At 60.0% G+C, this 24,698-nt stretch carries 25 protein-coding genes and 2 tRNA genes; 14 read left to right on the top strand and 13 right to left on the bottom strand.

Translation table 11 applies throughout. The features are described 5' to 3' along the window. Positions 1 to 81: 81 nt before the first annotated feature. The 8 genes from ppnN to ACDH77_RS12760 all read left to right on the top strand — a co-directional run bounded on the left by ppnN (position 82) and on the right by ACDH77_RS12760 (position 8,616). Positions 82 to 1,467 carry a nucleotide 5'-monophosphate nucleosidase PpnN gene (ppnN, locus tag ACDH77_RS12795; RefSeq protein ID WP_031423299.1) on the top strand — a complete coding sequence of 462 codons (1,386 nt, stop codon included), beginning with the start codon at positions 82 to 84 and terminating at the stop codon, positions 1,465 to 1,467. A 124-nt stretch (positions 1,468 to 1,591) separates the two neighbouring features. Continuing rightward, positions 1,592 to 2,110, top strand: a complete 519-nt coding sequence (locus ACDH77_RS12790; protein ID WP_042773913.1) for a Tfp pilus assembly protein FimT/FimU — start codon at positions 1,592 to 1,594, stop codon at positions 2,108 to 2,110. Beyond that, positions 2,107 to 2,586 (top strand): type IV pilus modification protein PilV, encoded by a 480-nt coding sequence (pilV, locus tag ACDH77_RS12785; protein WP_011347923.1) that lies wholly within the window; start codon positions 2,107 to 2,109, stop codon positions 2,584 to 2,586. Before ACDH77_RS12790 ends, pilV begins: the two co-directional genes overlap by 4 nt. 5 nt (positions 2,587 to 2,591) lie before the next feature. Then, positions 2,592 to 3,752 (top strand): PilW family protein, encoded by a 1,161-nt coding sequence (locus ACDH77_RS12780; protein ID WP_080721142.1) that lies wholly within the window; start codon positions 2,592 to 2,594, stop codon positions 3,750 to 3,752. Between the two features lie 32 nt (positions 3,753 to 3,784). After that, positions 3,785 to 4,282: a PilX N-terminal domain-containing pilus assembly protein gene (locus ACDH77_RS12775; protein ID WP_370486285.1), complete on the top strand. Its 498-nt coding sequence runs from the start codon at positions 3,785 to 3,787 to the stop codon at positions 4,280 to 4,282. A gap of 10 nt (positions 4,283 to 4,292) precedes the next feature. Next, on the top strand, positions 4,293 to 8,039 hold the full coding sequence (locus ACDH77_RS12770) for a pilus assembly protein (protein WP_031423295.1): 3,747 nt from the start codon (positions 4,293 to 4,295) through the stop codon (positions 8,037 to 8,039). A 32-nt stretch (positions 8,040 to 8,071) separates the two neighbouring features. Continuing rightward, the gene (locus tag ACDH77_RS12765; RefSeq protein ID WP_031423294.1) at positions 8,072 to 8,479 is read left to right on the top strand and encodes a type IV pilin protein; all 408 of its coding nucleotides are present in this window, start codon (positions 8,072 to 8,074) and stop codon (positions 8,477 to 8,479) included. A gap of 60 nt (positions 8,480 to 8,539) precedes the next feature. Continuing rightward, positions 8,540 to 8,616: transfer RNA gene (locus tag ACDH77_RS12760), tRNA-Asn, on the top strand. Between the two features lie 46 nt (positions 8,617 to 8,662). Here ACDH77_RS12760 and ACDH77_RS12755 read toward each other — a convergent pair. Next, positions 8,663 to 9,205 carry a GspH/FimT family pseudopilin gene (locus tag ACDH77_RS12755; RefSeq protein WP_011347918.1) on the bottom strand — a complete coding sequence of 181 codons (543 nt, stop codon included), beginning with the start codon at positions 9,203 to 9,205 and terminating at the stop codon, positions 8,663 to 8,665. Between the two features lie 140 nt (positions 9,206 to 9,345). Between ACDH77_RS12755 and uvrB the strand changes: the two genes are divergently transcribed. Continuing rightward, positions 9,346 to 11,367, top strand: a complete 2,022-nt coding sequence (uvrB, locus tag ACDH77_RS12750) for an excinuclease ABC subunit UvrB (protein WP_065627958.1) — start codon at positions 9,346 to 9,348, stop codon at positions 11,365 to 11,367. Between the two features lie 98 nt (positions 11,368 to 11,465). Next, positions 11,466 to 11,540, top strand: a tRNA-Val gene (locus tag ACDH77_RS12745). A gap of 719 nt (positions 11,541 to 12,259) precedes the next feature. Here ACDH77_RS12745 and ACDH77_RS12740 read toward each other — a convergent pair. The 11 genes from ACDH77_RS12740 to ACDH77_RS12690 form a co-directional block, all read right to left on the bottom strand. Continuing rightward, positions 12,260 to 12,739, bottom strand: a complete 480-nt coding sequence (locus tag ACDH77_RS12740) for a hypothetical protein (RefSeq protein ID WP_372353489.1) — start codon at positions 12,737 to 12,739, stop codon at positions 12,260 to 12,262. Positions 12,740 to 12,753: 14 nt separating this feature from the next. Continuing rightward, positions 12,754 to 13,362, bottom strand: a complete 609-nt coding sequence (locus ACDH77_RS12735; RefSeq protein WP_372353488.1) for a tail assembly protein — start codon at positions 13,360 to 13,362, stop codon at positions 12,754 to 12,756. Positions 13,363 to 13,364: 2 nt separating this feature from the next. Continuing rightward, complete coding sequence (locus ACDH77_RS12730; protein ID WP_372353487.1) at positions 13,365 to 13,667, bottom strand: hypothetical protein; 303 nt, start codon at positions 13,665 to 13,667, stop codon at positions 13,365 to 13,367. Continuing rightward, positions 13,667 to 15,130 (bottom strand): phage portal protein, encoded by a 1,464-nt coding sequence (locus tag ACDH77_RS12725; RefSeq protein ID WP_372353486.1) that lies wholly within the window; start codon positions 15,128 to 15,130, stop codon positions 13,667 to 13,669. The genes ACDH77_RS12730 and ACDH77_RS12725 overlap by 1 nt, the downstream gene beginning before the upstream one ends. Continuing rightward, positions 15,117 to 15,443 (bottom strand): hypothetical protein, encoded by a 327-nt coding sequence (locus tag ACDH77_RS12720; RefSeq protein WP_372353485.1) that lies wholly within the window; start codon positions 15,441 to 15,443, stop codon positions 15,117 to 15,119. The genes ACDH77_RS12725 and ACDH77_RS12720 overlap by 14 nt, the downstream gene beginning before the upstream one ends. Next, on the bottom strand, positions 15,440 to 16,432 hold the full coding sequence (locus tag ACDH77_RS12715; protein WP_372353484.1) for a hypothetical protein: 993 nt from the start codon (positions 16,430 to 16,432) through the stop codon (positions 15,440 to 15,442). The genes ACDH77_RS12720 and ACDH77_RS12715 overlap by 4 nt, the downstream gene beginning before the upstream one ends. 59 nt (positions 16,433 to 16,491) lie before the next feature. Continuing rightward, entirely contained in the window at positions 16,492 to 16,902 is a 411-nt protein-coding gene (locus ACDH77_RS12710; RefSeq protein WP_166764916.1) for a terminase small subunit, read from the bottom strand. 424 nt (positions 16,903 to 17,326) lie between these two features. Beyond that, the gene (locus ACDH77_RS12705; RefSeq protein ID WP_372371834.1) at positions 17,327 to 18,112 is read right to left on the bottom strand and encodes a helix-turn-helix domain-containing protein; all 786 of its coding nucleotides are present in this window, start codon (positions 18,110 to 18,112) and stop codon (positions 17,327 to 17,329) included. A 166-nt stretch (positions 18,113 to 18,278) separates the two neighbouring features. Then, complete coding sequence (locus ACDH77_RS12700) at positions 18,279 to 18,482, bottom strand: hypothetical protein (RefSeq protein WP_372353483.1); 204 nt, start codon at positions 18,480 to 18,482, stop codon at positions 18,279 to 18,281. After that, positions 18,479 to 18,805, bottom strand: coding sequence for a hypothetical protein (locus tag ACDH77_RS12695; RefSeq protein WP_372353482.1), 327 nt, complete (start codon positions 18,803 to 18,805; stop codon positions 18,479 to 18,481). The genes ACDH77_RS12700 and ACDH77_RS12695 overlap by 4 nt, the downstream gene beginning before the upstream one ends. Positions 18,806 to 18,889: 84 nt before the next feature. Further along, entirely contained in the window at positions 18,890 to 19,096 is a 207-nt protein-coding gene (locus ACDH77_RS12690) for a helix-turn-helix transcriptional regulator (RefSeq protein WP_371887631.1), read from the bottom strand. A gap of 155 nt (positions 19,097 to 19,251) precedes the next feature. Between ACDH77_RS12690 and ACDH77_RS12685 the strand changes: the two genes are divergently transcribed. Beyond that, positions 19,252 to 19,662, top strand: a complete 411-nt coding sequence (locus ACDH77_RS12685) for a hypothetical protein (RefSeq protein WP_372353481.1) — start codon at positions 19,252 to 19,254, stop codon at positions 19,660 to 19,662. 444 nt (positions 19,663 to 20,106) lie between these two features. On the opposite strand, the gene ACDH77_RS12680 is transcribed toward ACDH77_RS12685, so the two are convergent. Further along, on the bottom strand, positions 20,107 to 21,252 hold the full coding sequence (locus ACDH77_RS12680; protein WP_372353480.1) for a tyrosine-type recombinase/integrase: 1,146 nt from the start codon (positions 21,250 to 21,252) through the stop codon (positions 20,107 to 20,109). Positions 21,253 to 21,956: 704 nt separating this feature from the next. Here ACDH77_RS12680 and ACDH77_RS12675 point away from each other — a divergent pair. The 3 genes from ACDH77_RS12675 to ACDH77_RS12665 all read left to right on the top strand — a co-directional run bounded on the left by ACDH77_RS12675 (position 21,957) and on the right by ACDH77_RS12665 (position 24,652). Beyond that, a complete protein-coding gene (locus tag ACDH77_RS12675) occupies positions 21,957 to 22,199 on the top strand; it encodes a hypothetical protein (RefSeq protein WP_029819735.1) in 243 nt (80 codons plus the stop codon). A 36-nt stretch (positions 22,200 to 22,235) separates the two neighbouring features. Next, the gene (locus tag ACDH77_RS12670) at positions 22,236 to 23,909 is read left to right on the top strand and encodes a type IV secretory system conjugative DNA transfer family protein (RefSeq protein ID WP_031423289.1); all 1,674 of its coding nucleotides are present in this window, start codon (positions 22,236 to 22,238) and stop codon (positions 23,907 to 23,909) included. Between the two features lie 332 nt (positions 23,910 to 24,241). Further along, positions 24,242 to 24,652, top strand: a complete 411-nt coding sequence (locus ACDH77_RS12665) for a TcpQ domain-containing protein (protein ID WP_005914237.1) — start codon at positions 24,242 to 24,244, stop codon at positions 24,650 to 24,652. Positions 24,653 to 24,698 lie beyond the last annotated feature (46 nt).

The following is a 24,698-nucleotide window of genomic DNA, read 5'->3' as shown; positions in this document are numbered from 1 at the left end:
AAAAACGGCCGGGGTCTCCCGGCCGTTTTCTTTTGTGCGGGTGAGTACGCTAAAGTTCCGTGCATACGACAGGAGCATGCTATGGAACTCAGCAGTACGGCAGCACGGGCGCTGCCGGTGGTGGATGCGCGGATCTACCCGCGTGGTGGTCTGGATGTGTTGTCCAAGGCAGAAGTGGCCCGGTTGCGCGATGCATCCAGCGGTGGCATGCATGAGCTGTTGCGCCGCTGTGCGCTGGCCGTGCTGACCAGCGGAAGCGCATCGGACGACCCGCGCGCTGCGCGCGATCTCTACCCGGATTTCGACATCCAGGTGAATCAGCAGGATCGCGGCATCCGCATCGATCTGATCAACGCACCGGCAATGGCTTTCGTCGATGGCGAGATCATCCGCGGCGTGGCCGAACTGTTGTTTGCCGTCGTCCGCGATCTCGCTTACATGGCCATCGAGCTCGAAGCGCAACGCGCGGATCTCGACACCAGCGAAGGCATCACCAATGCCGTGTTCGGCCAGCTGCGTAATGCGCGCATCCTGCAGCCCTTGGATCCGAACCTGGTCGTGTGCTGGGGCGGCCATTCCATCTCGCGCGATGAATACCTTTACACCAAGCAGGTCGGCTACGAGCTTGGCTTGCGCGGGCTGGATATCTGCACCGGCTGCGGCCCGGGCGCCATGAAGGGGCCGATGAAGGGCGCCACCATCGCGCATGCCAAGCAGCGCAAGCACAATACCCGCTACATCGGCGTCACCGAGCCAGGCATCATCGCCGCCGAATCGCCGAACCCGATCGTCAACCATCTGGTGATCATGCCGGACATCGAGAAGCGCCTTGAGGCCTTCGTCCGCATCGGACATGGCATCCTAGTGTTCCCGGGCGGTGTCGGCACCGCGGAGGAAATTCTCTACCTGCTCGGCATCCTGCTACGCGAAGAAAACGCGGACGTGCCGTTCCCGCTGATCCTCACCGGCCCGACCATCGCCGCGCCGTACTTCGAGCAGATCGACCGTTTCATTCGCCTCACCCTGGGCGACGCTGCCGCCTCGCGCTACGAGATCATCGTCGGCGACCCGGTCGCCGTCGCGCGCCGTATGGCCGAAGGGGTCCACGGAGTGCGCGCGCACCGCAAGGACCAGAAAGACTCGTATTACTTCAACTGGTCCGTGCACATCCCGCTCGAGTACCAGCAGCCCTTCGAGCCCAGCCACGAAGCGATGGCCGCGCTCGACCTGCACCACGGCCGCCCGGCGCCGGCCCTGGCCGCCGACCTGCGCCGCGCCTTCTCCGGCATCGTCGCCGGCAACGTCAAGGAAGACGGCATGCGCCGCATCGAGGAATTCGGCCCCTTCGAAATCCACGGCGATCCCGAGATCATGCAGGCCCTGGATGCGCTGCTGCGCGGCTTCGTTGAGCAGCGCCGGATGAAGATCTCGGGGGACTATCGGCCTTGTTATCGGGTGGTGACTTAAAGGTTGGTGGGGATCTGGGAAAGGCCGGCGTCGTTTGTCGGCCATTCCTACCGTTTGTCTGCAGTAGATTGCGTTAGGCCTGAAGCTTGACGATGCTGTCAAAACCAACGCTGGGGAGCGTCTAATGTTAGTTGTCCGTTCGCGTGGGTTCACCCTGATTGAGCTCATGGTAACCGTGGCCGTGCTCGCGATCGTAGCTGCCATTGGTTACCCGAGTTTCCAAGGAGTCCTGCGATCAAATCGGGCTGCGGCCGCCAATAACGAGCTAATGGCTTTGTTGAATCTCTCCAGGACCGAGGCCATCCGGAACGGTCAGGGTGGAGGCGTGTGTGGTAGCTCCAATGGGACCAGCTGCGACAGTAGCTGGAGTGGGGGAGTCATGGCCTGGAGTGACTCCAACGGCAACGGCACCTTTGACTCAGGAGAAGCAGTGCTACGCTACTCCACCGGCAATCCTCGGCTTGTTGTCCAGGGACCCACCACTGGGACGGTGATCGCGTTTGATGCGCGTGGGCGCCGCCGCGCAGCTGCAGACCAGAAAGTCACTCTTCAGCCGGATCAGTGCGGGGGGCAGCCCCTGAGAAGATCATTGACCGTGAATGCATCCGGTCAAATCCGTAGCAAAAAAGAGGCTTGTGTATGAAGAAGGTCCCTCACACTAGTGCACGGTCGTCGCGAGGCTTCACTTTGATCGAAGTGTTGATCGCGATCCTCGTGCTGGCCTTCGGTTTACTTGGGTTCGCACTGCTGCAAACCATGAATGTCCGCTTTGTACAAAGCGCCAATTATCGTACGCAGGCAACCAATCTTGCATACGATCTGATTGATCAAATGCGGTCAAATCGGTACTTGGTGACCCAATACACCGCAGCGAGTTTCGCTGCAGGTTCTGTTACTCAAGCAGGTGCTTGTATATATCCCACCGGCGAGGCGGTGGCGATCACGCAAAACATCGCGCGCTGGCAGTGTCAAGTCGCGAAAGCATTGGGAGATAAGGCTGCTGCTACAGTCACCTATGCCAATGGGGTTGCGACAGTCTCGATCAGCTGGGGTGATCAGCGCTGGGACAAGGATAATCCGGATGCCGTTACGAGTTTTGCTTTGCGGACGGAGATTTAATAGCGATGAGTGTGTATAGACGCAACGCAGGTCTGTCCCTGATTGAACTCATGATTGCTATGGTGATCGGACTGGTGCTGTTGTTAGGCGTCATCCAGGTTTTCTCCGCATCGCGTACTGCGGCTCAGCTATCCGAAGGTGCCTCGCGTGCCCAAGAAAATGGGCGATTTGCGCTGGACTATTTGGCGCGTGATATCCGTATGGCAGGACATTTTGGATGCGTCAACGATCAGGCGCAGTTCGTTAAGGGGCAAGGCGACCCGCGGGTCAATCTTTCCGCCACCACGGGGAGCGGCAGTCCACTGGACTTTTCGGTGTCGATTCAGGGTTACGAGGCGCCAGGTACTTCGCCAGGGCAAACGGTAACAGTTGGGGCAACCGCAGGTTCGATTACCGGGCTGCCTGCTGCGATCCAGAACCTGAGCCCGGCGCCGCGGGCTGGGAGCGACATCATCGTCTTACGGTTTCTTTCCGCTGAGGGGGTTCCTGCCACGGGCATTGCGGCGGCGGGCTCTAATACGACGTTGACGATGGACGCTACCCGCTGGGCGAGGTTGACGGATGATGGCGTCGCAGCACCGACGCTGTTCGGAATCGCGGACTGCGCGCACGCCGATGTGTTTGCAGGCACGACCACTGCTGGAACAGTGGTGGCCTCAGGAGTAAACCTTGCCGGTCGATATGTTGTACAGCCCACTGGCCAGACCATGGTGTATCGCGCCGAATCGCTTGTGTATTACGTCGCAAACAATCCAGATACAGGGGAACCCGCATTGCGGCGTGCCAGAGCAGGAGGTAACGGCCAGTACACCAGCGAGGAACTGGTAGAGGGCATCGAAAGCCTGCAATTCCTTTATGGACTGGACAGCACCGAAACCATTGCAACGCAAACCCCACCCGTTGGAAACATTACGGAGCAGAGGGTTGCGAGCAGTGTTGCAACAGCAACTGGCGCAGCAGCTGCCAATCAATGGCGGCGGGTCGGTCAAGTGCAGGTTGGAGTGCTTGTGCGTAGTCCGACTCCAGCTGCTGCTGCTGCTCCGATTGAGGCCAATCGTCTTGGTGTGCTCGGAGTAACGGTGGTTCCACCTACGACTAGCGATGGGCGGTATCGGGCCACCTATGAGTTGTCAGTCGCTCTCCGTAACCGACTGTTCGGTAACTGATAATGTCAATGGTGCCCCTATTGAAAACGCGCATGAATTTGAAAATCGGAGCTGGCCGGCAAACGGGTGCCGTTCTCTATGTCGCTCTGATCATCCTGGTGCTCTTGGCATTGATTGGTATCGCGGGCATCCAAGTCTCCGGCATGCAGGAGAAGATGGCATCCAATTACCGAGCAGTGAATCGTGCCTTCGAGGAGGCGGAGGGGACTGTTAGAAATGCCGAAAATTCAGTGGAAAAAATTTCCAATAGAACCACCTCATCGACTGATACTACCAGCCTGGTGGCATCAGGTGACATAAAGCGGGTTTGCGACGACGGCTTTGATCCGATGCAATGGGCACAGGCGCAGACATCCAATCGAGCCGTCAACGTTCGTCAAATCGATCAATGTATTCAAGGCGAAGCAAATATCGGAATGGGCCAGCCCGTCGATCCGGCATCTCCTGTTTTCCAAATCACGGGTGTTGCAGCCGATGACCAGAACAACCCTAGTTCCGAAGCCGCAGTAGACACCGTCTTCAAACTTTGAAGAAACGCACATGACAGCTAACAAAAAGAAAGTAATCCTTGCTTCTGCGTTGACCGGCGCAGTCGGATTGGGGTTCTTCATCTATACATTGATTGCTGCGCAGGGACAGGGCGTACTGGCTCAGGCGCCGATGAACGACCAGGTGCAGACGCCTCCCGCGTTCATCATGGCGGTGGATGACTCGGGCTCGATGACATTTCAGACTCAGTTTCCGGGACAGGACGGTCAAGGATGCTGGAGCACGGCTAGGCAGAGCTTCTTTTCTGCTCAAGGCGCATTGAACACAGAGGATTCGCCGAGCGTGACGTGTAGTTACAACCATGTCCTGCCCGGCGTTCGTATCGACGAAAACCGTCGCGGCGTCCCACCCCTGGACAGTCTTGGGTTTGCGCGCTCTTCTGCCTACAACCCCACCTATTACGATCCTGTTGTCAAATATGATCCGTGGATAAATAACGATGGGAATCCCTTCCCTCAGGCAGATTTGGTCAATACGCGGATCAACCCGCTCCAGGCAGGCGCCACTGTGGCGCTTGCTTCCAACTATATGGGGGATGATTTCAGCAGCAGTTTCAGAATTCAGAATGGAATGGTGCTACCTCGCGGTACGGGATACAGGCAGCGTTTCCAGGATAACAATGGCAATCTCTACTTCGGAATTGAACAGGTAACGACTTCCGACGTAACCTGGAATGGTGGTTCGCAGACGCTACTGATCAGGTTCTGGCCGGCGACCTTCTTTGTGCCTTATACAAGCGACACGGATGCCAGGCCGCTTCTCGCTGGCGCCGCCGCTTACGATGCGGTCCAGCGCGATCGGGTACGCAATGTATGTGGTACCGGCTGCGATATGTGGAAGTACACAATAAAGGCGGCAAATACTGATGCCCTTCAGAACTTTGCAAATTGGTTTTCATTCTATGGAAATCGAAACCGAGCCATCATTGCCGGCATGACTAGGTCGTTGGCTAACGTCAATAATATGCGGGTTGGTTTTTTCAGGATCAACCAGAACGCAAGTTACGACTCGGTCAATGAAAAATTGCCCATGCGCAACATGGGTACGCAAAGCGAGAAAACGGCCCTGTATAATTCGATTCTGGCCTTGCCCGCTAGTGGCGGCACGCCGAATCGGCAGGCAGTCAACGCGGCTGGTATCCAGTTTCAGCGGACCGATAGTGCAGCTCCTGTCCAGTTGGCATGTCAAAAAAATGCGGTCATGCTGTTTACGGATGGATACAGTAACCAGGATGGCCCATCCGTAAGTAACGCGAGCGGCGACGGGAATATGGGGATTCCTTTTGCCGACACCTATGACAACACCATGGGCGACATTGCTGCCAAGTATTATAATAATATCAATGGTGGTTCTCCCATTCGAGCGGATATGCCATCTGGTTTGGTGCCCGTTCCAAGCTCATGCAACACCGCTAATGCAAGTGTCAGACTGGATTGTCAGAAGAATCTGCATGTTAACTTCTATGGCATCACGCTAGGTGCGCGCGGTAATCTTTTCAATCCAGATGTTGTACAAGACGCGTACACGACACCGGCGATTTATCAAAACTGGCCGCCGCGCGAGAACGATGAGAGAAGTACTGTCGACGATATCTGGCATGCGGCTACGAACACGCGTGGGCAGTACATCAATGCCCGGACGCCGGCTGAAATCACTCAAGCAATGCGACGTGTACTTTCCTCGGTGACGGCGGGTTCTTCGCCTTCAGGTACGCTGGCTCAAAGTGGTGCCCGTATCGGCGTAGGATCCTTCTCGGTTGCCCCAAACTATGAAATTGCAAATGAGGGCACTGACTGGTTTGGGCGGCTCACCGGATACACTGTCTCGGTCAACCCGCAGACCCGCGTGGCGGTCAGCACTGCTGCATGGGAAGCTAGTGCGCGCATGCCGTCCGCGGCGGCTCGTAATGTGTTGGTGAGCAAGGCCGGGGTGGTTTCAGCGTTCAACGAGACGAATATCTCTTTGTCGGATCTGTGCACCAAGTCGACTGCGCTTTACCCGGGTATGTCCTTGTGCACTGCTTTGGATCTTGCAACTCTTGGGGCGAATGCAGCCACGGCGACCGCTTATCTGCGCGGGGACGCGTCTGGAGAAGTGCGAAGCGGAGGTCGCTTGCGTGACCGAACGACCGTTCTGGGCGACATCGTCAACTCGACTCCTGTGATCAGTTCTCCACTGGATGATTATGGTTACGGCAGTCTGCCGGGCAACCCGGGGGCTACCTATCAGGCCTATTTGAATACGAAAAAGGCCGGCCGTAACTATATGGTCTATGTGGGGGCCAATGATGGAATGCTGCATGGCTTTGACGGTGGTATGAATGGCGATGGCGTTATGGCCTCCAACGGCGGGGTCGAGCGTTTCGCATATATCCCGTCGACCGCACTGGGCCATATGGGTAATCTGCTCTTGCCATATGACCCGGCCAATCAAAGCGATCAGAAATTCGGTCATCGCTACTATGTCGATGGGCCCTTGGCCATATCCGACACGTACTACGGCGGCGCATGGAAGACCAGTCTAGTCGGCACTGCTGGCGCTGGCGGCCGAAGCGTTTTTGCGATGGACGTTACGACGCCTACCAGTGTGACTGCGGCCAGCCGGCTTTGGGAGATCAGCGATCTCGACAGCTCATTGTCCGCTGCGATACGTGCCAATATCGGATTTGTGCTCGGCAAGCCAGTCATCGTGCCGGTGTTGAGTTCGAATGGTACGGTGACCTGGAAGGCGGTCTTCGGCAACGGCTACAACAGCGCTAGCGGGAAAGCTGTCCTGTTTCTTGTAGATATCAAGGCGGGTACGCCCACCGTAACGATGATCGAAGCTGCCGAGAGCGGCAGTACTGTCTCCGGTAGCAACGGTTTGGGCAATATCGTGGTTGTTGATCGGTGGGGCGGCACGGGCCAGTCGGAAAGGGTGCGTGATGGCTATGCAGATACTGTCTATGCTGCCGATCAAAAGGGAGCTATTTGGAAATTCGATTTGCGCAACACCACGGCTGCGCTTACGGTCCCGCTGTTCACCAGTCGTACGTCTGTGGAGAATGGCGCGACATACCGGCAGCCGATCACGGGTGGCCTGGTGGCCAGTGCCGGTGAAAATGGTGGTGTGACGTTGTTCTTCGGTACTGGCAGCTTCTCTTTCCAGAACGACCCGTTCGATACAGCGATCCAGTCCCTGTACGGCATCAACGACGTCGCTGCGGGGAGCGTCACCAGCACGATTACGCGTTCGAACCTTCAGGCCAATTCGATCGCCACTTCTGGTACATCTCGCAGTCTGGTTATGGGCTCCAGTGTGGCAGGCGGGCAGGGGTGGTATGTGGATCTACCGGCTGGCGAGCGTATGGTGGGGAATCCTAGTGTCGCGTCGGGTATCGTTTTCATACCCACTTATGTCCCCAATCCCAACAGTGTGGGCTGTGCATCCCAGGGGAGCAACTGGCTGTTTGGGCTGAACACCCGCACAGGTGGTGCGGCGCTGGATGTTGCAAGAAACGGCTCTCCCTCAGGGGCAGCTTTTGCTTCCGGGACTGCGGCGACGTCATTGACCACGCAGGGGACGACACCCGTGAAAGACGTGGGTGTTTCAGCGATTCCACGCTTGACTCCCTCCGAAACGGGCGGGTCTCTGCCACCCGGTGGTAGCTCTTGCTGGATGGTGATCAGTGTGGCGGGCGCGCAGCCGATGTATGTTCCTTATCCCTGCGGAAGACAGTCGTGGAGGCAAATTCAGTGACGATGCTATTCGAACACTCTCGTGCAAGAGCGATGACTCGCACTGTGGCGCAGATGCGTGGGTTTACGCTAATTGAGCTGATGATTGTCGTTGCCGTGGTTGCGATCTTGTCTGCGATCGCGTATCCGAGCTATACCGAACACGTGCGGAAGTCGAGGCGCGCGCAGGCAAAAGTTGATTTGGTCGAATATGGCCAGCTAGCGGAGCGATTTCACACAGTGCAGAACACTTACGTTGGTTTCAGTTTGCCGTCGACGGTGTCACCACGCGAGGGGGGAACCGCGGCTTACAGTCTTGCCCTGTCACAGCAGACGCAGTCGGGATATGTCATCACAGCAACGCCGGGCGCTGCTCAGGTCGCGGACAAGTGCGGAACCTTGAGTATCGATCAGGCCTCTCGTAAGACCAATTCAAAGGGGCTCAAGTCAGATTGCTGGTAGCGGATGAAAAAAGTCTTGAGGTGTTGCATTGCCTCAGGATCTTGCTACAATGCCCACCCCGCCCGAATAGCTCAGCCGGTTAGAGCACTTGACTGTTAATCAGGGGGTCGTTGGTTCGAGTCCAACTTCGGGCGCCAAGATGTTCAAGAAGCCGCGACGTGTCGCGGCTTTTTGTTTGCCTGGTCATCGGGCTGCGCAGCTGGTAGGGCTGGTGTAGCGCACAGTGCGTGCTCTTCCGGAGTTGTTGACCACCACGTCAGCGAGTCGCCTAGCGTTGCTGCAGAGGCTGATGGTGATGTTCGTGCCGCTGCTGCGGCCGTTCGGCAGGAAGCGAACGATTGATCGTCCAGCTGTGCTGACGATATCGATGCCGCCGGTGGCGGAGTCTTGCTCCACTCGGACCACGGATGCAGCGTTTGGCGGCTGCCCATCGCGCCCTGGATCCTTAAAGAGAATCCATCCCTGGCTCCAGATGCGATCTGTTCGGCAACGTGTGCCATCCATGGAGGGGCAAAGGCTGACAGGCCCGCCTTGGGTGACGGCAAGGCTTCTGGCCATTGCAAGGTGCGCAGTTAGCAGGTGCACGCGCGTGGTCGCTCGCTGCCACTCGATGAGGCTTTTGAAGCTGGGCATGCCGATGGCTGCGCCGATTCCGATGATCGCCATCACGATGAGCAACTGGACTGCGGTGTACCCTCTCGCGCTCGAATAGCCTGCTGCGTCCATTGCGCGTCTCCTTGAAGTGGAGCAAGCAGTCTCAACATTGGTTGCTTGCCAGGTAACCCTGCCTTTCCTTGCGTGGCTGTCAGGGTTCTACCGATGCTGGCCTCCGTAAATTCGTGCAGCCTCCCCCCGAGATCCGCTCCATGACCGACCGTTTTCAGCTCGTATCCCCATACTCGCCAGCGGGCGACCAGCCTGCCGCCATCGACAAGTTGGTGGCCAACTTCGAGGCTGGGCTGGCCAAGCAGACCTTGTTGGGTGTAACGGGCTCGGGCAAGACCTACACCATTGCCAATGTGGTCCAGCAGGTGCAGAAGCCGACGCTGGTGATGGCGCCGAACAAGACGTTGGCGGCACAGCTTTATGGCGAGTTCAAGTCGTTCTTCCCGCATAACGCGGTCGAGTACTTCGTCAGCTACTACGACTACTACCAGCCGGAGGCCTATGTGCCGTCGTCGGACACCTTCATCGAGAAGGACAGTTCGATCAATGAACACATCGAGCAGATGCGCTTGTCGGCGACCAAGACCTTGCTGTCTCGGCGCGATTCGCTGGTGGTGGCGACGGTGTCGGCAATCTACGGCCTCGGCGCGCCGGAAGACTACCTATCGCTGCGCCTGATCCTGTCGGTTGGCGAGCACATCGATCAGCGCCAGTTGATCCGCCATCTCACCGATCTGCAATACACCCGCAACGAGTTCGAACTGACGCGTGGTGCCTTTCGCGTGCGCGGCGAGGTGTTGGATGTGTTCCCGGCTGAGTCGGATACCGAAGCCTTGCGCATCGAGTTGTTCGATGGCGACATCGAGCAGCTGACGTTGTTCGATCCACTCACTGGCGAAACCTTGCGCAAGTTGCAGCGCTACACCGTGTACCCGAAGACCCATTACGCCACGACGCGTGAGCGCACGTTGAGTGCGGTGGACACCATCAAGGAAGAGCTGAAAGAACGCCTGGAGCAGCTCTATGCGCAGAACAAGCTGGTCGAGGCGCAACGTCTGGCGCAGCGCACGCAATTCGACCTGGAAATGATGGTCGAGGTGGGTTTTTGCAACGGTATCGAAAACTACTCGCGTCATCTCACCGGCAAGGCGCCCGGCGAGCCGCCGCCGACCCTGTTCGACTACCTGCCGCCGGACGCGCTGCTGGTCATCGATGAGTCGCATGTGACCATTCCGCAGATCGGCGCGATGTACAAGGGCGACCGTTCGCGCAAGGAAACGCTGGTGGAGTTCGGTTTTCGATTGCCGTCTGCCTTGGACAACCGCCCCTTGCGTTTCGAAGAGTGGGAGGCGCGTTCGCCACGCAGCATCTATGTCTCGGCAACGCCGGGGCCTTATGAGGTGCGCGAGTCTGCCGGCGAAGTCACGGAACTGGTGGTGCGCCCAACCGGTCTGATCGACCCGGTGGTGGAAATCCGTCCGGTTGGTACGCAGGTCGACGACCTCATGTCCGAGGTCCACGAGCGCATCAAGCTCGGCGATCGCGTGTTGGTGACCACGTTGACCAAGCGCATGGCCGAGAACCTCACCGAGTATCTGGGCGAGCACGGGATTCGGGTGCGCTACCTGCACTCGGATATCGACACCGTCGAGCGCGTGGAGATCATCCGCGACCTGCGCCTGGGCAAGTTCGATGTGCTCGTGGGCATCAACCTGCTGCGCGAGGGTTTGGACATGCCGGAAGTCTCGCTGGTGGCCATCCTGGATGCCGACAAGGAGGGCTTCCTGCGATCGACCGGATCGCTGATCCAGACCATTGGCCGTGCCGCACGCAATCTGCGCGGCAAGGCCATTCTGTATGCCGACAAGATAACGCGCTCGATGCAGGCGGCAATCGACGAGACCGATCGTCGCCGCGAGAAGCAGGTCGAGTACAACCTGGAACATGGCATCACACCGAAATCCGTCGAGCGGCCGATCGCCGACATCATGGAAGGCGCGCGCGACGATGCGGCCGAGAAGAAGTCGGGCAAGGGCCGTTCGAAATCGCGCCAGGTTGCAGAGGAGACGCCCGATTACCGTGCCATGAAGCCTGCGGAAATCGCTGGCAAGCTCAAGAGTCTGGAACAGAAGATGTACCAGCACGCCAAGGATCTGGAGTTCGAGGCCGCAGCCCAGATTCGCGACCAGATCCAGAAGTTGAAGGCTGCCAGCTTGGGATAGGGCGGATGGCTCGCCCTGCAGACACGATAGGACTTGTGGTCGGTAAAACCCTGCGCTAGAATGCGCGCCCTGCACAGCGCAATGCTGACGCAGGATTCGGGCGGTTAGCTCAGCGGTAGAGCACTACCTTGACATGGTAGGGGTCACAGGTTCGAACCCTGTACCGCCCACCACTCAAGCCCCTGAAAAGAGGGCAGAAAGTGGAGACGAAGAAAGCCGGCCAGTGGTCGGCTTTTTTGTTGTCCTGCAACCGTCCTGCAAGAGGAACGAGACTGTCAGCTGGCCTTTGCCTATCCCGAGATGATGTGACAGAGCTGTGCCGCACGCCTCAGCGCGCGGGAAGACAGATATGCGGCCTCAACTATTCGTACTTCCGCATTCTTCCCTTTGCAGGCCTATTGGTAGCTGAGTGATCAATCTCTGCATAAAGGATGGGCGCCCTGGTCAAGAGTCTGGTCGCTTCCATGTGTTCGAAGCTACGCGTCCACACAGTTCCGGGCTTCAGCTCGTAGGGGAGCGAAAATGCATCCTGTGGATCAGGTATCACCACTGCTGCGTCTCTGCGCTTAAGCAGTGCGTTCCGATAATTGGTATAGCTGGAAAACCCCAGGCCGGTGAGTGTTGTTGATCTGTCTCCTCGGTTGAGGACCGTGACGTGCATTACAAACGATCTATTGCCTGCACTGGCGCGTAAATTTAGGGAGGCCTTTACAACCAATTGGGGCCCGGTTGTCTTCCACTTGTACACGTCCCATGCCAAAACAACCGTTGCAATGCTTGCGCCCCACCATGCTGCTGCGTCTGAAGGAGACATCAAATTCACATTGTTCTTGGCTGGCTCTTAGCGTATGTCAGAGTACTGCAGACGGCCACCCCCGGCGCTCGCTGCCGATCAGCCGGACTTTGCCAACTTCTTCACCGCTTCCTGGATCCTTGCGTTGAGGTCAGCGGTGATGACATCAATCACCTTAGGTGCCTCAGTCGCGACTGAGGGTCTAAGCCAGGGCGTCGCCGGCTGGTGTGCCGATCCGTACTCCAGCAGGTTTGCAGTCATGCGGGTACTGGTGCGCTCGCCGTGTGCGTTGGCGAAGGTCTTTTGCTTGACTCGGACCAATTGGCGCTCACCCTTCATGCCGGTCGGCGCCTTGCCGCGGCTGGCAACCACTGCCTTGACCGTGGTGCCGGTGCTGTCTGATCCACGGATATCGATTGATCGCTGCAAGTTCTGCCGCGCTTTGTCTCTCAGTGCACGTGCGCCCTTTGCAAGCGCTAGCTTCACCGGTCCGCCGCGCTTACTCACGACCTCAGCCGGTAGCGACTGCAATACGCCCAGCACGCCGTCAATGCCTTGAAGTTTCATTTCCGCTTTCATGTATCTCTCCTGATTTACACCTGATCCTCAGCGAAGATGCCGCCACTGATGACAGCCGAGCCAGTCCAGGTGTCGCCGTAGGCAACCGGTACCGGGTTGCCCTGCGCCTGGGTGTTCATGGGCCCGTTGAAGGCATAGCTCGGTCGGTTGTCCGGGCTGTCCTGCGTGCCGAGACCTTTTGGCGTTGGCGAGAGCATCTGCACTACACCACCGATGACCATGGCTACACCGGCGTTGATCAGCGGCGTGCCGATTATTGCCAGTGACCCGCCTGAGATGATGTTCACCGCTGCGCCCACTACGATGAGAGCAGCGCCCATGATTGTCTGGAGCGTGCCGCCTCGCTTGGAACCTTGCAGTACAGGTGCAAACCGGATGTCGTCATCGCCCGGCGGATCATGTAACTGATCTTGCGTGAGGTTGCGGCGGCCGTTGAAGACCGCGAAGGTGAGGCCGCGATCCTTCGCGCCCATCAGGAATGCCTGAAACCCTGGCAGCTGCACCGACAGCGCGCGGATGGCCTCGGCCGGCGATGCCACTGCCAGCTGGAACTCCTTGCCGAACTTCGCCCGCAACACGCCGTAGAGGCGAACAGTGCGGACCTTTGGGATAGCAGTGGCCAAGGTCAATTCCTCGTTTCGGAGAGTGCAAGCAGGCCGAGTGCGGCGTGCTGAGTGACTTGCTGGTCAGCAGCGACCGACAGCACCCTCAGCGCGCTATCTGCCGTGTCCAAGTCGATCGCGACCATCAGGCGTTCACCGCGCTCGATCGCCAGTGCGAGGGATGTTGCAGCAGCCTCATCGTTGCGCATCAAGTGCATCGCCACTTTCTGGGCCAAATTGCGGCACGCGGTATGGACGTCGCTTGCCTGGCTCCTCAGCGCGGCGGGCAATTCGTGCCTGGAACGTCCGCTACCTTTCGTTTCCATCAGCCAACGCTCCTCATGTTCTCGATTTGGTGAGAGCTCACGCGATGCAGCCAGCGATTGGGAGCAATCTCAACATCCCAGCTGCCGTCGTCGTGGTTGAATTTGGCTCGCTGCTTGGCGCGGCCGCCCGGCAAATCTCTGGTCAGCAGACGAGCGGGGCTCAGGCCGCGCTCACCGGTGGCGCCAGTGGCGAACGGATCCGGGGAGCTGTCGCGGCGTGCGAGGGCCTCCAAGCTGTAGTTCTGCTGCTGCAGGTAGACGCTGTCGCCGCCAGTGAGCGGAGAGAGTCCGAAGCGGCGGCGTGCTTCGTTGGGCGCTTCGATGCCAGCGCCGGTGAGCGCTGCATGCACTTCCGCCTGCTTGCCGAGATCCATGCGCAGTAGCGGCTCCAGGTTGAGCTCCACGCCGATCTCATCACCCAGGCCCAACGCCTGGTCCAGACAGTCCTCCATCGCCTCGATACGCGCCTGCAGAGCGTCGGCGTAATACATCTGGTTGAGGTCGTCGACCTTCATGCCGGCGGGGATACTGCCGATGCCCACCTTGAACGGGGGAATGCCGAAAGCATGCGCAATCTGCTCATCGGAGTAGCGCAGCTGCTCCACCATCTGCGAGTCGATCGCCTTGAACGCGAAGGACGTGAACTTCATGTCCGCGCCGATTACCGCGACCTTCCCGGCATTCGCTCCTTGGAAGTTGGTGTTCCAGTATTCCTTGACCGCCTGTGCGTCGGTTTCCGTCATGCCCGCGGGTGCCGTCAGGATGCCGCCCGGGTTCGCTCCGTTCGTGAAAAATTTGGTGGCGTCTTGCTGGATGCGGATGTTCTTGTTCGCAGCCAGGGTGGCAGCATCCAACGGGCCCACACCAATCAGCTGATGGAAAAGCGCCATCTCTCGATCGTGGATGATCTCGGTGGCCGGGACGATCAGCTCATCGCCCGAGTACTGCATCGGCAGTAGGTTCTCCGGGCGGCCATAGCGTAGCCGATAGTAAACGTCGCCCGATGGGGCGATCAATGATTCCACGCGACTCGGGTCCAGCACCCACAGATGCGTAACAGCACCGCTGCTGTTCCGGCCTTTCAGCACGTAGGTATTGCCGTGGCTGAGCTTAGACAGGATCCAGGCCTCGCGGAATTGCGCGGGCGTCTGGTAGACATTCTGCCGCCGGAGCAGCGGGGTGATGGTCTGGTGCCGGTCAGCGCCCCAAAGGCCGTTTGCATCGCGCCGCTTGAGCGTGAAAGGCAGCTTGCCGATATCGCTGGAAATGCGCGACATGCATGCATACACCGTGCTGTACGTCTCCAGCTCTCTGGGTGTGGCGATCGATTGGTTGCGCTGCCAAGCGCCGGTGAACGGTTCGAGGATGTTCCGCCAACCACCACCGCCAGGAGACTCGACCGCTGTTGCAGCTGCCGGCGCGCGGCGAGTAACCAGCGACATCAGTCGATCAGCGATACCCATCGAGCACCCCAAGCATGTACTGCCGAACGATGTAAGCAACGCCCTCTTCGATGCTGAGCCGCTGCGAGATCACTGCCTGCGCATCGTGTTCGATGCGCACGCGCCTCTCATCCGTCCAGGGATCGCCGCCCAAAGCCAGTGGCACCCAGCACTCGGTGCCGGTTGCATCAAACGTGGCAGTGACCGCGATCATGGTATTGCCTTGAATCAGTCCTGCGGACACGTGGAAGCTGCAGCAGTCCTCGCGGTATGCGCGGGCAACCTGCTCAGCCAACGCTTTCAGCGCCTCCTGGTAGGCGGTCCCGACGCTCATGGGTTCGGATCCTCACCAACAACCACCATGGGCGAAGCGGCCGCCAGGTGGAAATTTCGCTCTGCGAGCAGGCCAATGCTGTTGGTCTGGAACAGCGACACCAATTGCGAGGGGCCGGTGGGCGTATCGACCATGTTGACCGTTGCATGCCCTGCGCTGCGCACCTCGAGCCCCTGATCGCGGACGGCAATGCGCGAAGCGGGGATGACGTACATGTCCGAGATTTCGTCCAGGGCGACAACTTGAACTCCTGGGATGAAGGTGCCGCCGCGCAGGCCCATGCCGCCCCGATTTTCCAGACGCGTGGCCAGGTCCATGACGTCGACCGCCGGCGCGGCAACTACGTACCCTTCGGATGGTCCAGCAGCAAACATGCCGGCACGGAGGTTGGCCAGAGCGTCGGCGCTCGGCGCGACATACTTCGGCGCGCTGTCCAGCAACTGGGCGAGGACCGATGAATTGACAGCGCGCGTGACGCTCTTGCGGAGCTCGCTCTCGAAAATGGCCTGCCCGCCGATTGCGCGAACAAGCTCCTGCGTCATCACCACGATCGCAGCGGCCTTGTGCAGCTCCACGTCGGTCGTGCTGAGCTCCAAGTTCTTGACGACCTTCGGGTCGCCTTCCTTGGTGACGTTGGCGCTGTAACCGCTGCCGACCAGCACACCGGGGACGTTGAGCGGTAGCAAGGAGCCATAGGCGATGATCTGGTCGAGCAGCGAGCCCTCGGCGATGCTGCCGATGTAGCTGGCCGCTAGCGCCGCAGCATTTGGGGTCTGCCACACCTCGCCGAAGGTGGATTCCGCTACAGCCTTCTGGACCAGCGCAGATGGGTGAGAGGCGATGGCGGCGCGGAAGTTCTTGCCGTTGAGCATCATGCCCAGCGCAATTTCAACGAAAGCCTTCGCCTTGGCAGAGCTGCATTCGTTGGCTACCGCCACGTCGAGAGCAGTGCGGGCGCGGGAAAGTGCAGCGTGCTGCATGGGGTCCATCTGGGGCGTCTCCGGTGGGTTGATGGGGACACCGTACCGAGACCGCCTAAAATCAATCGCTATCGTGCGATTTTACGGAGCTGCTCGATTTCGTCCGGCACTACGGCCAGTTCCGGCACTGCGGGGCAGCGCTCGCGCAGGTGATCCAGCACAGCGTTGGTCGCCACGTACCAGGTCGCCGCCTGCACCCCTGCGAGCCGTTTCTTGTCGATCCCGTTGGCGAGGCGCATCGAATCGCATGCCGCGTGCGCGATCACGGTGGGTACCGCGCTCGCGAGCTCAAGGTAGACCTGCTGGCGCGCGCCGGCCTGCCGCCATTGCAGCACCTCTGCGGGATCGACCAGCGCCGCATGGCCGCGCCCGCGGTGCCCCCGGTGGACCACCGGACAGCCTTGCCGCACCCAGCGCCGTAGCGTTCCAGTAGGAACGCCCAGCTCCGCGGCGGCCCGATCAAGCGGAACCCCATGCATGGTGGGCCTGTCAGGGTCCAAAGTGCCTCCCGATATTTTCAAAAGCTAATTTTGACGGTGCGAAAATTTCGCTGAGCGGCCGGTGTCCGGTGGGGGCGATTTGAATTTTTCGCACGCCCCCCCGGGGCCGCTCGGCTGTCATCGATCAGGTCCGCACGCGGCGACCTTGCCGGCGCGCTGCTGGCCGAGCGCAGCAGGCAGGCTCCGCATAAGCCAGTGGGCGGCTGGTGGCCGTCCATGACCCACACAGCGTGCTCGGAACTCCGCTGGCGTGGGTGGCATTGGGTCAGCACCCAGCATGCACTTTGTGAGCCCAGCCTCGATCTCCGTCTGCGTGAGGTCAGCAACCTGTCGCGTCCACGCCACTGATCGGCTGCCTGCTGGCCGTGCGCCCCAGCGCTGTACCCAATGAGGTCCGTAGATCTCAGTCATCGTTACCCACAGCTCGGAAATTGCCCTCGATGACATTGCCGAGGCGCGTTTCCCGCTCTCGCTGGATCGCCTCGTCACAGAGCCTGCGTGTGCGCTCGGATGCGCTCTCCGCGCGATTGTTTCCATTCCTGATTGCTCCGGTTGAAGTGCTCGCCGCCTGGACGGTAAGCAGGTAGTTCATCGGCTTGCCAGGGTGGGCTGCTGCCAGCCCCATGAGACGCTGCGTGTGATCTTCCACGACTGCAGCGATCGATCGGGCTAGCTCGGGGTTTGCCTTGGCTGCCGGTATGCCTGCGGACTGCAGCCGCTGCGCTGCATGCACAACTGCATCGGCATCCCTACCGCCTCTGTCTGGACCGTCTCCAGTAGATGGTTGGCTGAGGCGGTGTGTGGGCGCCTGTTTATCTTTATGTTTAGATTTCTGTTTTGTAGGTCTGTCAGACCCCACGGTGGGGTCTGTGCGCTCCCACCGTGGGGTCTGCCTGCACCCGGTGGGGTCTGTCTGACTCCACCCCCCAATGTGCAGGTCGTACTGATTCGGCAGGCTGACATCACCATCCCACCTTCTTCTGATGGTGAGCAGACCCCGCTCGGCTAACGCTCGAATCGAACGTTTCACACTCTCAGGGCTCATGCCGCAGTCGCTTGCCAGCTTCTGATGCGTAGGGTCACACCGTCCGTGATCAGGGTTGGTCCTGTTGGCGAGCATCAGCAGAACCATTTTTTGTTGCACCGGCAGCTGTTGCTGCACGGCCCATGTCAACGCCTGAAAACTCATCGTTTGGTGTCTCCGTTGCGCAGCTGCTGGATGCGACGTGCGAAGGGGCTATCCGGATCGGCGGCCAATCGCTCTAGCGCCTCCACCAGCAAATCCATGCGACTGGGAGGGCGCGGCGGGAGCTGACGCACAACGCGCTTAGACGGAAAGGGCAGCACGGTGACGCTCATGCATCACCGCCGGTCACCGAGTCATAGACGGCCTTGTAACGGTAGGCAGTGGCGCGACTCATGCCCCAGCGTTCCATCATGTCGCTGACGGTCGCCTGCCGCCGGCGCGACTGCATCCACTGGGTGAAGCGCAGGGCGAACTCCACCTGTGATTGCCGGCCAGGGCAGTCGCGAAAGGATGGCTGCTTTTGAGCGCTCATGCCTGCCACCCCAGCTGCGCCTGCACGGCCTCGCGGAACTGCTGACCGAAGCGACCAGCGCGCGTGAGCATCCAGCCGAGCTTGACCGGGCGGTCTTCAAAGTCCTCCACGCGGTTGCACTGGGGGCACAGGACGTAATGCAGCGTCCCGAAGGGGAATGTGCACATTGACCGGCGCGCTTCCTGCCAGCCGATCGAGCGGTGGCAGCAGTCGCATGCGATGGGGTCCAGCTTGGTCGGCCTGGTGGCGTAGGTGTTGCCTGACAGCAGGGCGGGGTGGCTGCCGGTTGCAGCAGCGCGCGGATGATGTAGAGTTGTGCTCATGGCTTGGTCGTTCCTTGGTAGGGTTCGGGCTTGTCTTCTACGGCTCGGGCGTTGGCGCGCTCGGGCCGTTTCTATTTGCGGGGGTCAAGCAAGACTCCGTGGGGATGCTTCGCTCTCCTGCGCCTCGATGAATTGCTGCAGCGCGCGCGCCGACACCATGCGTCGCTTGCCGAACTTGAACGATTGGATCTGGCCTGACTGCAGTGCGCGGTAGAACGCGCTGCGGTTGAGACCTGTAGCTGCCAAGGCCTCGTCGACGTTGTAGCTAAGGCGTTCGTTGGGGTTGGTCATGTGTTTCCCTGCGTTTGGATATGAAGCACCGTGCTTCAATCCAAATGTAGCACCGTGCTTTATGGCGTGCAAGCACCGTGCTGTGTCATTGTTTCCGGATGGCTAGAAACGACCCACAGGTAAACATCAGGCTTCCCGCTAGCCTCAAGACGGGCTTGGACGAGGCGGCCGAGAAGGCCGGGCGATCGCTCACCGCCGAGATCGTTTACCGGTTGGAGCAATCGTTGGCGGGCCAAGCCGGCGTGCCGATGCAGGTTGATCCCCAGCGCGTTGTCCACGACGCTTATCGGGCTGCCGTTGAGATGGCAGAAATGCTCGAGCGGTATCAGGCAGAGAACAAGGCGCGGCTGGCCAAGATCAAACCTCGATCTGAGGAGGCAACGGTCTTGCGCGCGCAGGTGGAGCGCGGCGACGAGGCTTTGCAGCACTATCAGCTGGATCGCCAAAGGCTTTTCACGTTGCTCGGTGAAATCGCCATCGAGAAAGCCCGCGGGGCTGATCCGGATGGAAAGTGGATCAAGCGCCGCGCGCGCGAGTTGGAGCTTGGCTTGTTCGAACTGATCTAGACCTTCTCCACCAATGGCGGGAAAGCTGCAAGCTGTTGATTTCTTCGGAATCCGCCAATGGCGGTGCTCCGGGTGTGGCGGATAGGCTGGGATTCGAACCCTGGGCGAGCTTCTCCACCGGTGGTGGGAAAGCGGCAACTGCCGGGATTCCGGCAGTTGATCCGCCTCAAGCGCCTGATTCTTTCAGCATCCACCATTGGTGGATGCAGGATTCCCTGCTTTGGCGTCCGTCCCCCATTGGGGGTTGCACCCTTCTCCTCACGGTGAGGAAAAGCCCTGCACGCCGAATGTCCTCAAATTGAGGAGATCCCCGCCAACGGTGGAAATTCCACCGTTGGTGGAGATTCCCTGCGGTGCAGTAAAAGCCGGGATACCGGGGATTCCCGGTATCGCCGATAGCGGATTTCCCCTATCGGTCCGTCCGCCGCTGGCGGTTGGATGCGGTCAGAGCCTGGCCACGGCCTCGGCCAGCTTGTCCGGCGCCAGGTGGGCATAGCGCAGCGTCATGCGAATGTCGGAGTGCCCCAGCAGCTCACGCACGGTGTTGAGGTCGACGCCGGCCATGACCAGGCGACTGGCGAACGTGTGCCGCAGGTCGTGGAAGCGGAAGCCGGGCAGGGCGATCGTGTCGCACAGCTCCTCCCAGCTGCTGCTGATGTTGTCCATGCGCCGGCCTGTCCTGGGCGACGGGAACACCAGCCCGATGCCGGCCCCCTGCTGGCCCCAGCGCGCGAGGGTGTCGTGCGCCTCGCTGTTGAGCGGAATGTGGCGGGCCTTGCGGCTCTTGGCGTTGGCCACCGTCACGGTGACGAGTTTGCCCGGCAGGTTGACGTCTGCCCAGTCCAGGCCGAGTAGCTCGCCGCGGCGCATGCCGGTGTTCAGCGCCACCAGCACCATCGGCAGCAGGTGAGGCGCGCGGCGATCCTGCCCGCGCTGCTGCAGGCCGGCGCGCAGCTGGCGCTCCTCCTCGTGAGTCAGGTACCGCACGCGGCTGTCGTCGGCCCCCTTGGCCTGCTTCACGGTGCGCATCGGATGCTGCTCGAGCATTCCCCAATCGACCGCGCGCGATAGCGCCCCGCGGATCCTGGAGAGATCTCGGTTCACCGTCGACGGCTTGATGCCGGCCTTCAGGCGCTGCGCCTTGAACCGCTCCAGGTCGAACGCGCAGATGGCGGCGAGCGGCTTGTCGACGATCTCGGTGAAGTGGGCGGCGAGCGCATCCACCGTCGCCTGGCCGGCCTTCTGGTTGGCCTTGGCCCATGGGCCGTAGTGGTCCCGCACGAAGGAGCCCAGGGTGGCCGGCTTGGGCCTGGCCGCCTCGATCACCGCCAGCGGCGCGCCATGCGCGGCGATCTCGCCGGCGAGCCTCCTGGCGCGTTCGCGTGCTGCTTCCAGCGGCAGAGCGGGGTAGTCGCCGAAGGTGCGTTCCTGACCGCGGCCCCAGACGATGGCCCAGCAGCGCGCACCAGTGGCAGAGACACGCAGCACCAGGCCGGGCACGGTCGCATCGCGCATCCGGTAGGCTTTGCCTGTTGCCTTCGCGCCATCGACGGAACGCCGCGTCAGCGGCTCGCGGGTGATCTTCGGCATGGCTTCCTGCAACGCTCCTGCAAAAAAGCAAACGTATATGGACGCACTCGCATCCACTGAGACGTTTAATCAATGCCTTGCAGGCTATCCCCTTGCTGCGACTACCCCTAGAATCCCGTTGACATGGTAGGGGTCACAGGTTCGAACCCTGTACCGCCCACCACTCTAAGTCCAGACGGTACAGAGGCTTGAGTGGTTTCAAGATCGGCAGCGACGTCTGCCATTGACCCCCAAAGTGACCCAACGCAAAAGCTCTTGCAGCTTTGGCATGTGTCAGTTTCGGGTCTGCGATACTGGAATCACGGCCTTCCTGTGCTTTCATCTCTGCCCGCCTGCCTGCGCGTTGCGTATCGATTGGCAATGTTGAAGCATGTCGCTCGCATATGGATGTTGGCTGTCTTTGGTCAAAACGTCCCCAGCCAGGTACGCGGCGATGCCGAAAGGTGCCGCGCCCTCTGTCTGATCTGCACGTTTCGGACGATGCGCGATGCCATGGGCGTATCGCCCCCAGATGGACGAACTCCCAATGCCGCTCTCTTCCTCCCAAGCGCACCGAAAGTGCCTCGGGTGTGGGAAATAAGTGTTCAGTGCGGCTGTTTTGCGGGTCAGCGCGGCCCACCGCCGCCCAGTTAGCCGATACCGCTTTCACCATCACACGTCTTGCTTTAGCATCGCCACCGCGCTGACGGAAAGGAAGGCTGGCGATGGACGAATACCAGCACACCGTGCTGACCAGGGGCGGATATCGTGTTGTGGCGATTACGCGTGACGAGGTGTACGCACCCGACGCCGTCGTGGCATACGCCGTCGTGACCGATGCGGGTACGCGGATCACGCCGGATTTGTCCCTGGACCAGGCCACCGTCTGGATCGATTCGCTGGTGGAGAGCGAGAGCGGCGGGCGCAAGTCCGAGCTTGTCGACCATAAGCCGGTCGTGCGTCGCTAGCCCGCCATCGTGATGCAAGCCTAAGGAGAAGGGCGCATGTCCAAACCCAAAATCATCGCAATTGCCACGCTGGTGGCGGTGCTAGTCGGATACTGCCTGTCTGGCTATCTCACCCTGCTGTTGCTGCGGCTCGACACCGGTCTGTACGGGTGGGACACCTACTACCGCTATTTCAGCGCGCTTGGGTTGCCCCAAGTGGCGCCTTACGCGACCAAGATCAAGATTGCGGGCGCGCTTGGATTCAGCCTGCCGGTGCTGGTCTGGGCGATTGTCGTTGTGCTCATCGTCAAGCCCAAGGCGCGCGCCCTGCACGGTGACGCGCGCTTCGCTGGCGCCGCCGACCTCTCCAAGCATGGGCTGTTCAAGCCCAGCGGAAACGGCATTGTCGTCGGCAAGTTCAATGGCAAGCTGGTGCGACTGAGCGGCCAGCAATTCGTGATTCTTGCTGCGCCGACGCGCTCGGGCAAGGGTGTCGGTGTCGTCATTCCTAACCTCTTGGAGTATCAAGAATCGATCGTCGTCCTGGACATCAAGCAGGAGAACTTCGACCTGACCAGCGGGTGGCGCGCCAGTCAGGGCCACGAAGTCTTCCTGTTCAACCCGTTCGCCGAAGACCGTCGCACGCATCGCTGGAATCCGTTGACCTATGTGTCGAACGACCCCGCATTCCGCGTTTCGGATCTGATGAGCATCGCGGCGATGCTGTACCCGGACGGCTCCGACGACCAGAAGTTCTGGGTCAGCCAAGCGCGCAACGCGTTCATGGCATTCGCGCTGTACCTGTTCGAGAACTGGGACGAGGAGCTGTCGCTCGGTTTCCCGGGTGGGGCAGGGGCGCCCACGCTAGGCGGGATCTATCGCTTGTCCTCGGGCGACGGTACCGATCTCAAGAAATATCTGAAGTCGCTGTCCGAGCGGCGGTTCCTCAGCAGCAACGCCAAGTCGGCCTTTGCCAACATGCTCTCCCAGGCGGATGAGACCTTCGCCTCGATCATGGGCACCTTGAAGGAGCCGCTCAATGCATGGATCAATCCGGTGCTGGACGCCGCCACCAGTGCGGACGACTTCCTGCTCACGGACCTTCGCAAGAAGAAGATGACCATCTACATCGGCATCCAGCCCAACAAGCTGGCCGAAAGCCGCCTGATCATCAATCTGCTCTTCAGCCAGATCATCAACCTCAATACCCGCGAACTGCCCAAGTCCAACCCTGAGCTCAAATATCAGTGCCTGTTGCTGATGGACGAATTCACCTCGATCGGCAAGGTGGACATCATCGCGACCGCGGTAGCCTACATGGCCGGCTACAACATCCGCCTGCTGCCCATCATCCAGAGCATGGCGCAGTTGGACGCAACCTACGGCAAAGATCTGTCACGCACCATCATCACCAACCACGCCCTGCAGATCCTCTACGCGCCGCGCGAACAGCAGGACGCCAACGACTACTCCGAGATGCTGGGTTACACCACCATCAAGAAGAAGAACGTCACCCGAGGGCGGGAGACCACCCATAGCGTGTCAGAAGAGCGGCGGGCTCTGATGTTGCCCCAGGAGCTCAAGGCCATGGGCAACGAGAAGGAAGTGTTCCTGTACGAAGGGATCCCGCATCCGGTGAAGTGCGACAAAATTCGCTACTACGAGGATCGCTACTTCACTGCGCGCCTGCTGCCAAAAACTGAAGTGAAAACGCTTACGATCAAAGTGTGATTGATGTCGCATTTGCAGTGCCGTGCCTGGTGCGCAATTCTTGACGGATCTGTTTGTTAAGGGCAAAGTTAGCAAGAATCTGCGGTTTAGATAGATGGTCGTGGGGGAGCGGCGCCGGATGGGCCGTACTGGAGTAAGGCTATGGATGGTTTATCAGCGTATTCATTTTTCTCGGCAGCACGCACTCGCAACTGGGGCGACCCAGCGGGTGGTAGAGCTGCGAGAAACGCATCAATAACACGTTTCCTCCGGTACCCACTGGTGCGCGGAGGCTTAGTGCTGTCCGTCTTAAGCCCGAAATTTCATGAGTTGGAGAAGTCAGAGTGAATCCGATGTATGTGTCCAAGCTGTCGTTGGTGCTAGTGGCTGCAGCATTGGTAGGCGCGTGCGCGACCAAGCCTGCTCCTGACTTTGGTGGTCGTTGGAAGCACGTCAACCACTTTGACGAGGCGCCCACCGAAATTCCGCTCTACACCTCGTACACGTATCAGGCCACGCCCATGGACGGTACGCTGAAGACCATGCTGGAGCGCTGGGCTGCGGATTCCAATATGCAGCTGTCCTACAACTTGCCATCGGACTACACCTTGATCGGGCCGGTTTCCGCAATCAGCACGACCAGCGTCCAACAGGCTGCAACCGAGCTGAGTGCCGTGTACGCAGCCCAAGGAGTTTCGGTGTCGGTTTCTGCAAACAAGTTGCTGGTCCAACCAGTGCCGGTGTCGTCTGGCGCCAAGCTCTAAGGGCTGCCTCCTGCTCGATGCCTTTCAGGCATGGGGCCGGCGGTGT

It is taken from the genome of Xanthomonas axonopodis pv. maculifoliigardeniae (assembly GCF_041519315.1).
Taxonomy (GTDB): Bacteria; Pseudomonadota; Gammaproteobacteria; order Xanthomonadales; family Xanthomonadaceae; genus Xanthomonas; species Xanthomonas euvesicatoria.
This window is presented reverse-complemented; position numbering and strand designations above follow the sequence as displayed.